The organism is Streptomyces sp. NPDC004667 (assembly GCF_040609475.1).
In the GTDB taxonomy this organism is placed as follows: domain Bacteria; phylum Actinomycetota; class Actinomycetes; order Streptomycetales; family Streptomycetaceae; genus Streptomyces.
In genome coordinates this window covers 1-8,430 of record NZ_JBEXKC010000157.1, presented here as the reverse complement: position 1 = coordinate 8,430, position 8,430 = coordinate 1, and the positions used below count along the sequence as shown (strand labels likewise).

The 8,430-nt window shown below is 77.1% G+C and carries 6 protein-coding genes; 3 read left to right on the top strand and 3 right to left on the bottom strand.

The window, feature by feature from the left end; genetic code table 11:
• Positions 1–237, top strand: a 237-nt coding sequence (locus ABZW32_RS37910; protein WP_356225197.1) for a peptidoglycan-binding domain-containing protein, incomplete at its 5' end; no start/stop codon positions are given.
• Positions 238–274: 37 nt separating this feature from the next.
• Here the strand turns inward: ABZW32_RS37910 and ABZW32_RS37905 are convergent.
• On the bottom strand, positions 275–1,018 hold the full coding sequence (locus ABZW32_RS37905) for an SDR family oxidoreductase (RefSeq protein ID WP_356225195.1): 744 nt from the start codon (positions 1,016–1,018) through the stop codon (positions 275–277).
• A gap of 158 nt (positions 1,019–1,176) precedes the next feature.
• Here ABZW32_RS37905 and ABZW32_RS37900 point away from each other — a divergent pair, with 158 nt between their 5' ends.
• Positions 1,177–2,253, top strand: a complete 1,077-nt coding sequence (locus ABZW32_RS37900) for an RNA ligase (ATP) (protein ID WP_356225193.1) — start codon at positions 1,177–1,179, stop codon at positions 2,251–2,253.
• 297 nt (positions 2,254–2,550) lie between these two features.
• A complete protein-coding gene (locus ABZW32_RS37895; protein ID WP_356225199.1) occupies positions 2,551–3,468 on the top strand; it encodes an NADP-dependent oxidoreductase in 918 nt (305 codons plus the stop codon).
• A gap of 7 nt (positions 3,469–3,475) precedes the next feature.
• On the opposite strand, the gene ABZW32_RS37890 is transcribed toward ABZW32_RS37895, so the two are convergent.
• Positions 3,476–6,403 carry a poly(A) polymerase gene (locus ABZW32_RS37890; RefSeq protein WP_356225191.1) on the bottom strand — a complete coding sequence of 976 codons (2,928 nt, stop codon included), beginning with the start codon at positions 6,401–6,403 and terminating at the stop codon, positions 3,476–3,478.
• A complete protein-coding gene (locus ABZW32_RS37885) occupies positions 6,403–8,178 on the bottom strand; it encodes an RNA ligase family protein (protein WP_356225189.1) in 1,776 nt (591 codons plus the stop codon). The genes ABZW32_RS37890 and ABZW32_RS37885 overlap by 1 nt, the downstream gene beginning before the upstream one ends.
• Positions 8,179–8,430 lie beyond the last annotated feature (252 nt).

Here is an 8,430-nt window from a genome sequence, read left to right as displayed (position 1 = left end):
CGTGAGGTGCTCGCCGAGGACGGCGGGGGTGATGGGTATCCGCTGCCCGGCGACGGCGACCGTCACCGGCCCGGACATCGCGGGCCGCGCGACGGGCAGGGGTTCACGTACGTCTCGCAGACCGGCGTCTACGACGAGCAGACCCGGCGCGGCGTGGCCCAGCTCCAGCGCGACCGCGACATCAAGGGCGATCCGCGCGGGATCTACGGCCCGGCGACCCGGGCGGCCTTCGGCTGACGGCCCCCGCGGTGGCTCCGTACGGCGTCGGCGCCCCTCACCGGCCGCCGGAGACGCGCAGCACCGCGCCCGTCGTGTAGGAGGCGTCCGCCGACAGCAGCCAGGCGACGGCCCCGGCGACCTCCTCGGGCTGCCCCGCCCGGCCCAGCGGGATGCCGGCCGCCGCCCGTGCGGGCCGGTCGGGATCGCCCATCGCCGCGTGCATCCCGGTCTCGATGATGCCGGGCGCCACCGCGTTGACCCGGATGCCGTCCGGGCCGAGTTCCTTGGACAGGCCCACCGTGAGGGCGTCGACGGCCGCCTTGGTGGCCGCGTAGTGCACGTACTCCCCGGGGCTGCCCAGCGTCGCGGCCGCGGAGGAGACGTTCACGATGGCCCCGCCGCCGCTCTCCGCCATGTCCCGGGCGGCCCGCCGGCAGCACAGCAGGTACCCGAGGAGGTTCACCTCCACCACCCGCCGCAGGTCCTGCGTACGGGCGTCGGCGAGGCGGCCCGGCAGGCCCGTCACGCCGGCGTTGTTGACCAGGCCGGTGACCGCGCCGAGTTCGGCGCCGGCGATGTCGAAGAGCCGCTCCACCGCGCACTCCTCGGAGGTGTCACCCCGTACGGTCACGCACCGGGCGCCCGTCGCCCGTACGCGCTCCGCGACGTCCTCGGCGGCGGCCCCGTCATGCGCGTAGCCGAGCACCAGGTCGTGGCCGTCGGCGGCCAGCCGCAGGCAGGTGGCCGCGCCGATGCCCCGGCTGCCGCCGGTGACGACCGTGACGGGACGAGCTGACATCGGGGCCTCCTGGGACCGGTGACGGCGGATGCGGGGCGGGGGCCTGCGGGCCGGGCCCCGCGCGGCGCAGGCTAACACCGCGATATTCGCTGGACCAGCGTAAATGGCCCACCGGACAGTGGGCCGGACGTCCTGAACCTCCCGAGAGGAGCCGTACCTTGTCCACCTTGCGCGTCACCGTCGAGGAACTCGCCGTCCACGGACACCCGAACGCCGATGCCCTGGAGCTGGCCCAGGTGGGCCTCTACCGGGCCGTCGTGGCGAAGGGCGCCTACCGCACGGGCGACTTCGCCCTCTACATACCCGAACAGGCCGTCCTGCCGGCCGCGTTGATCGAGGAGCTGGGCCTGACCGGACGGCTCGCGGGAAGCTCCCACGACCGGGTCCGGGCGGTCCGGCTGCGCGGCGAGCTCTCGCAGGGCCTGGTCTGCCGGCCCCGCGCGCTGGCCGGGGTGGACCTGGAGTCGGCGGCGAAGGAGGGCACCGACTTCGCCGAACTGCTCGGCGTCGTCAAATGGTCGCCACCCGTACCCACGACGATGGACGGAGAGGTCGAGTCGGCCCCCGACCTGCTGCCGTGGACGGACATCGAGAACCTGAGGCGCTACCCGGGGATCTTCGAGGAGGGCGAGCCGGTGGTCCTCACGGAGAAGCTCCACGGCACGGCCTGCCTGATGACGTACGTCGCCGACGGGGAGCGGGTCCTGGTCTCCTCGAAGGGGTTCGGCTCCCGCGGGCTCGCGCTCACGGAGGACGACCGCAACCTCTACTGGCGTGCGGTGCGCGGGCACGGCGTGGCCGGGGTCGCGGCCCGGCTGGCCGCGCGGCTGGGCGCCACCCGGGTCGGGGTCTTCGCCGAGGTGTACGGCTCGGGGGTGCAGGACCTGGCCTACGGGGCCCGCGGCGGCGCGTCGGACGAGCCGCCCGGCTACGCCGTCTTCGACGTCTGCGCCGAGATCGACGGCGAGGTGCGCTGGCTGGACCCGGAGCGGGTGCTCGGCGACGGCGAACTGCCCCTGGTGCCGCGGCTGTTCGAGGGACCGTACGTACTGGAGGAGGTGCTGGAACTGGCGAACGGCCGCGAGACCGTCTCCGGCCGGGGCCTGCACCTGCGCGAGGGCGTCGTGATCCGCCCGGCGGCGGAGCGCTACAGCCCGGTGACCGGGGGGCGCGCCATCGCGAAGGCGGTCAGCCCGGCGTACCTGACGCGCAAGGGCGGCACGGAGTACGAGTGATCCCGTGCGGTGCCGTGCCCTGCGGGGTCTGGTGCCGAGGGGGGCGGGACCTCGGGCCGGCGGCCGGTGCGCGGCCGTTCGGGTGCGCACCCGGACCCCCGGCACCCGCCCGCGGCCCGATGCGCCGCGCCGTGCCCGCCCCGCCTCCCGGGGCGGGCACGGCCTTTCGTGGTGGGATGGACGAGGGGGCGCTTCCACCCGATCACGGCACCGGATCACGGCACCCGATCACGGCACCGGATCACGGCTCACGGCTCACGGAGAGGGCACGCAATGCCGGAGGACACCCAGGCCACCATGCGGGCGATGACGTACGACACCTACGGCGGGCCGGAGGTGCTCTCCGAGACCCGGCAGCCCGTCCCCAAGGTCGGCCCCGGCGAGGTGCTCGTCCGGGTCCGCTGCGCCTCCGTCAACCCCGTGGACTGGAAGATCATGGCGGGCGGCCTCGACGCCCTGATGGACGTGGTCCACCCGGTGGTCCCGGGCTGGGACGTGGCCGGCACGGTCGAACGCGTGGGCATCGACACCCCCGAGTTCGAGGCCGGGGACGAGGTCATCGCCTACGCCCGCAAGGACTACGTGCACGGCGGCACCTTCGCCGAGTACGTCACCGTCCCCGTACGGGCCCTCGCGCCCAAGCCCCTCTCCCTCAGCTGGAAGCAGGCGGCCGGCCTGCCCCTGGCCGGACTCACCGCCTACCAGCTGCTGACCCGGCTCGGCACGGGCGAGGGCGACACCGTCCTCGTCCACGGCGCGGCCGGCGGCGTCGGATCCCTCGGCGTGCAGATCGCCCGCGCGCTCGGCGCGCGGGTCATCGGTACCGCCTCCCCGCGCAACCACGACCGGCTGCGCTCCCTGGGCTGCGAACCCGTCGCGTACGGGGACGGCCTGACCGAGCGGGTCCGGGACCTCGCCCCCGAGGGCGTCAGCGTCGTAGCGGACTTCGTCGGCGGTGTCCTCGACGTCACCCTGGCCGTCCTCGCCGAAGGCGGCCGGCACGCCTCGATCGCCGACCACGCCGTCCTCGGTGCGGGCGGCCAGTGGATGTGGGTCCGCCCCGCGGGCGTCGACCTCATGGCCCTGGGGGCCCTCGCCGACGCCGGGCAGCTGACGGTCACGGTCGCCGAGACCTTCCCCCTCGCCGACCTCGCGGCGGCCTTCGCCCTCAGCCGGTCCGGCCACACCGCCGGCAAGATCGTCATCGAGGTCTGACGGGAGATCAGGGGAGGAGGGGCCCCCGCGCGGGGTGGTGGAGGTCGGGGACCTCGCCGTTCGCGGCCCGGGTGACCGCCACGCCGGGGAGGCCGGCCGACCAGGGGCCGGCGAGTGCCGCGAGGGCCGGGGCGTCCGGCGGTGTGGGGCCCAGGCCGATCGCGTACCGGGCCAGCGTGCCGGTCCGCTCGAACGGGCGGGGCCAGGCGTGCGCCTCCGGGACCCCGGCGTCCGCGAGCGCGCCGAGCAGGGCGCGCACCCGCCCCCGGGCGCGGCCCAGCCGCTCCTCGAACTCCCCTGGCGCGTCGGCCCGTACGTCCACCACCGCCCACGCCGCGTGCCTGCGGTGCAGCGGCGGCGCCGACAGCAGCAGGCCCGGCCCCTCGGGATCCTCCTCCAGCAGCTCCCACGCCCGGTACAGCTCCCGTACGAGGAGGTCCCGCATCCCGGGACCCACCTGCCCGGTGCAGCTGCGGACCGGCGCGGACGGGGTGAGGACGGTGACCGGGTCCGGCCCGGGGAGGGAGGGGGCGCCGGGGTCCAGGGCCACCGGCCGCGTCCAGTCCCAGGCCGCCCAGGCCCCGAAGAACTCCCGCCGCAGCGCCCCCGCGGAGAGCTCCCCGCAGTCCCGGACGGTCCGCGCGGCCAGCACCGACCAGGCGAGCCCGGGCAGCCCCCCGAAGGGCGCCGAGTCCAGGCCCCGGGCCCGCGCCCAGGCCTTCACCTCCCGCGCCAGCCGGGCGAAGGCGGCGTGGTCGGCGCCCACCGACTCCCGTACGGCGTCCGCGTCGCCGAGCGCGCTCAGCGCCACCGCGGCCGCCTCGCCCAGCTCCGCCCCGCGCTCCACGGCCCGGGCCGGCTCCAGCGCACCCGAGGCGACCACCACCAGGTCCACGTCCAGCCCGGACGCCCGCAGCCGCAGCCCCGGCACCCGGGCCCCGGTCACCTCCCGCAGCCGCTCCGCCTCCGGCAGGGCCGACGCCACCCGCGCCCGTAGCCCGGCGATGTCCGGCGCGCCCGGCAGCACCGCCACCAGGTCCAGGTCGGCACCGGGCAGGGCGCAGCCCATCCGGCGGGAGCCGGCCGTGCGCACCAGCCCCTCCGGCAGGGCCGCCGCGATCCGCGCCCCGACCCGCCGCGCGGCGGCTCCGTCCGCCGGATCGGCCCCCGTCGTCGCGGGAGCCTCCGCCGCCCGGTCCGGCTCCGTCGGCTCCATCGGCTCCACGAGGGAGGCCGGCGCCGCCTCCCGGATCCACCGCACCTCGCCCGTGCCGAGGGCCACCGTCGCCCGTACCCGCATGGGCCCGTTCCCGCGCCGCGACAGCACGGCCAGCGAGCCCACCCGCGCCGGGGCGCCCCCGCCGAGCCGGGCCGCCCACTCCCGCTCGGCCCGCCGCGGATCCCCGCTCCGGCCCAGCGTCAGGTGCGGGGTCCAGCCGTCCGCGCGCCCCGCGCAGTCCGGGAAGCGGTCCACCAGGGCCCGGCGCAGCTCCTGCCAGCGGTCGTCATCGCCCGTGCCCGCCGCCGGGTCCAGCCACAGCGTGGCCTCCTCCCGGTTCCCGAAGGAGTGCACCCCCTCCAGCCGGGCCGTGAACGGCCGGGTGGCGGACGCGACGTCGGCCAGCAGCGGCAGGGCCTCCTCGAAGGAGGACTCCGGCACGAAGCCGAACAGCAGGTTCACGTGAGCGGGCCAGCGGCCGGCCCCCGGGTCGTGGGCCCGGCGCAGCTCCTCGACCGCCGCGTCGTGCGGCGGCAGCCACGCCACCGCCGTCCGCGCCGTCACCGGTACGCCGCTCAGCGCGGCTCCCGCGTCCGCGGCCCCGTACTCCACCGAGGCCTCCACCCCGAAGTGGTCCGAGGTGAACAGCCCCTCCGGCCCCGGCACATCGCCCCGCAACGCGGCAGCCCGCACCCGCACGCCCCCGGACGGCCGCAGCAGGATCCGGTCCAGCCGGCCCGCCCGGCCCGACAGCGATCCCACGGCGGCCAGCGGGTTCACCCCCGGGTCGAAGGTCGGGGTGTCGTCCGCCGGGCCGTGGACCTCGTTCCAGGCGTCCCGCAGCCCCAGCGCGGCGGCGGGCCCCTGGTCCCCGGCCCGGCCGTCGTTGAAGTCGCCGAGCAGCGCGAAGCCGCCGTCGACGACGGCCAGCCCCTCGGCGAGCCGTGCCAGTTCGGCCTCCCGCCGGTCCGCCCCGTTCTCGGAGTGGTCGCTGCTCAGGTGCGTCGCCGCGACGACCAGCGGGCCGCCCTCCGTGTCCACGGTGACGGCGGTGACCGCCTTGTGCCGGCCCAGCCGGTGCACGCCGGCCTCCCGCACCGGCAGCCGGCTCAGCAGCAGCAGTCCGTGGTCGGCGACGTCCGTACCGTCCGGATCGGTGCCCAGCCAGTACCCCTCCCGCACCCACGGCTCGGCCAGCAGCAGGGCCAGCAGAGCCGGTTCGACCTCCTGGAGGGCGATCACGTCGGCGTCGGCCGCCGCCAGGGCGGCCAGCAGCAGAGGCCTGCGCCGCGCGGTGGCGATGTGCGGGGCGTCGTACCGGTCCCACAGGACGTTCCAGGTCAGCAGCCGCACCCGCGCCGGGGGACGTACGGCGGGTCCGGCCGCCGCCGGCCTCCAGCCACCCTCGTCCGCCGGGTCCCACGCGTGCGGGGTCCGGGCGGTGAAGAACGGGGTCGCCAGCACGCGGACGTCACCCACCCGTCCGGCCCGCGTCTCGTCGATCCGGTCCACCCCGGTGGCCCGGTCCCACACCAGCTCGTCGTCGGCCTCGACGAACAGCACCCGGTGCCAGGGGATGTCCCCGCCCGGCACGAAGGACGGCAGCGGCACCCGCTTGGGGGCCGCGCCGCGCTGGAGGAGACCGAGGGTGAACCGCGCCGGGTCGAAGCGCGGGTCCCAGCGGACCTGGTGGTACAGCTGCTCACTGGTGCGCATCAGACGCCCTCCCCTTCACCGTCACCGCGCGCCGGTCCCGGCCCGCCCGCGGTGTCCTCGACCGTGCCGCCCGCGCCCACGTACCAGGTGCGGTGCGCCTCCCCGGGGTACGGAGGGGCGAACCGGCGCAGCTGCGCCGCCAGCACCGCTTCGGGCACGGGGTGGGGGCGCACGGAGTTGCGCCGCACCAGTTCGGCTTCCCCGACCAGCACCACGACCTGGGTGACCAGCGCGTTGCGGCGCCGTGCGACCGCACCGGCGAGGCTCCGCTGGCGTTCCGTCAGGGAGGTGGCGTCCCACACCACGGTGCCGCCCGCGGCCAGCTCCCGGTCCAGCCGCTCCAGCCCCTCGCGCAGCACCTCCGGGTTGGCCCGCTGGTCGGCGCGCGCACCACGGGCGGAGCGCAGGTCGTCCAGGCTGACGTACGCGCCGGCTCCCGGCAGGCTCCGGGCGAACGTGCTCTTCCCGCTGCCCGAGGGGCCGCACAGCTGCACGAGCCGGGGGAAGGACCCGGCGTCGCGCCAGCGCCAGGTCGCCGCCACCGCCTCCTCGGGGGTCGACAGCGCGCCCCGCCCGTAGGCCTCGCGGGCCTCGGCCCAGCAGCGGTCGGCGGCGTCCCCGTCCAGGTCGGCGAGGGCCTCCCGCAGCCCGGTCCGCAGGCCGTGCAGCGGGTCGGGCGTGAGCAGCCCAGCCTCCTCGGCGCAGAGCGCGGACCACTCGACGCTCTCCCGCGCTCCGGGCTCGTCCTCGCCGCCCGGCAGCGCCGCCGCCAGCGCGTGCAGCACCCCGAGGTCGGCCGCCGCCGCCATCCGCACCAGCCCGGCCCGCCGTTCCTCGTCCGGGAACGGCCGCCGCAGGGCCGGGTACAGCCCGACCAGGTCCGCCACCCGCCGGGCGGCCGCCATCCCGAGCGGCCCGGCCGCGAGCCGCGCACCGAGGGTGGCCCGTGGTTCGCGGTGCAGCGCGGCGGCCAGGACCCCGGCCAGTCGGGCGTCCCCGGTGCGGCCGGCGCCGTCGAGCCGGGCGGTGACCTCGGCGACGGTGCGCCCGGCCCCGTCCAGGTCACCCTCCCGGGCCGGGTCCGGGCCGGGTCCGACCGCGGCCAGCAGCCCGGCCACGTCCGGCTCGGAGCCCGAACGGACCGCCCACAGCGGGGCGTTCGCGCCGAGTCCGTTGGGGACGACGGGGGCGTACATCCAGTGGGTGTCGGTCTGCACGTGGCCGCCGCGGACCCACTTGGCCACACAGCGGCCGAAGTCCTCGCGCCGGAAGCCCGCCGTCGTGCGGACGACGTAGCCCTCCTGGCGGGTGGTGTCGATCCGCAGCCGGCGCAGCGCGCGCTCGTCGTAGACGCCCCGCCAGAGCACGCGCGGCGTGGGAATTCCGAGCCGCCGCAGGAAGCGCACGGTCGGGTCCCAGTCGAGGCAGTGGTCGCCGTCCCACACGGAGAACCCGTAGAACCAGCCGTCGAGTTCCTCGTAGGCGAGCGAATGGCGGGCGTAGAGGTTCTCCCCGCACACCCGCCGGCCCTCCGGTATGCCGGAGCCGATCCGGCCCTGGAGGCCCTTGACCCAGGCGCGGGACGGGTGGTGTCCCGAATCGAGGGAGCGGGCGTGGAGGCCGTCCCGGTAGAGGGTGGTGTTCTCCCCGTCGAGCTTCTCGGTGACGACCACCTCCCGCCCGGCCAGCGCCGACGGCCCGCTCGCGCGCACGTCGTCCGGCGTGGCACCCGGGGACCACGGCAGGTGTGCCGTGCGGGGGTAGTGCGTGCGCATGGTCGGGCTCCTGGCGGGTGACGGGGCGTCCGGTCACTCTAGGTATCCGGAGCAGGAGCATCCACTCAATTTGCCGCCGCTACCGGGCCCCCGGCCCGGAGCGGGGACCCGGAGCTCCGTCGGTGACGCCCCGTCGGTGACGCCCCGGCATCAGCGGCACAGGGCGACGATGGACGGGTCGACCCTCCCGCGGGCCGCCGCGCACAGGGGCGCCATGTCGAACGTACGCCCCGGCGCGGGCCGGGGCGCGGC

What these genes read in the sequence shown, in the direction of transcription:
- ABZW32_RS37905 (WP_356225195.1), bottom strand. Translation starts at nt 1,018, where the DNA reads ATGTCAGCTCGTCCCGTCACGGTCGTCACCGGCGGCAGCCGGGGCATC.
- ABZW32_RS37895 (WP_356225199.1), top strand. Translation starts at nt 2,551, where the DNA reads ATGCGGGCGATGACGTACGACACCTACGGCGGGCCGGAGGTGCTCTCC.
- ABZW32_RS37890 (WP_356225191.1), bottom strand. Translation starts at nt 6,403, where the DNA reads ATGCGCACCAGTGAGCAGCTGTACCACCAGGTCCGCTGGGACCCGCGC.
- ABZW32_RS37885 (WP_356225189.1), bottom strand. Translation starts at nt 8,178, where the DNA reads ATGCGCACGCACTACCCCCGCACGGCACACCTGCCGTGGTCCCCGGGT.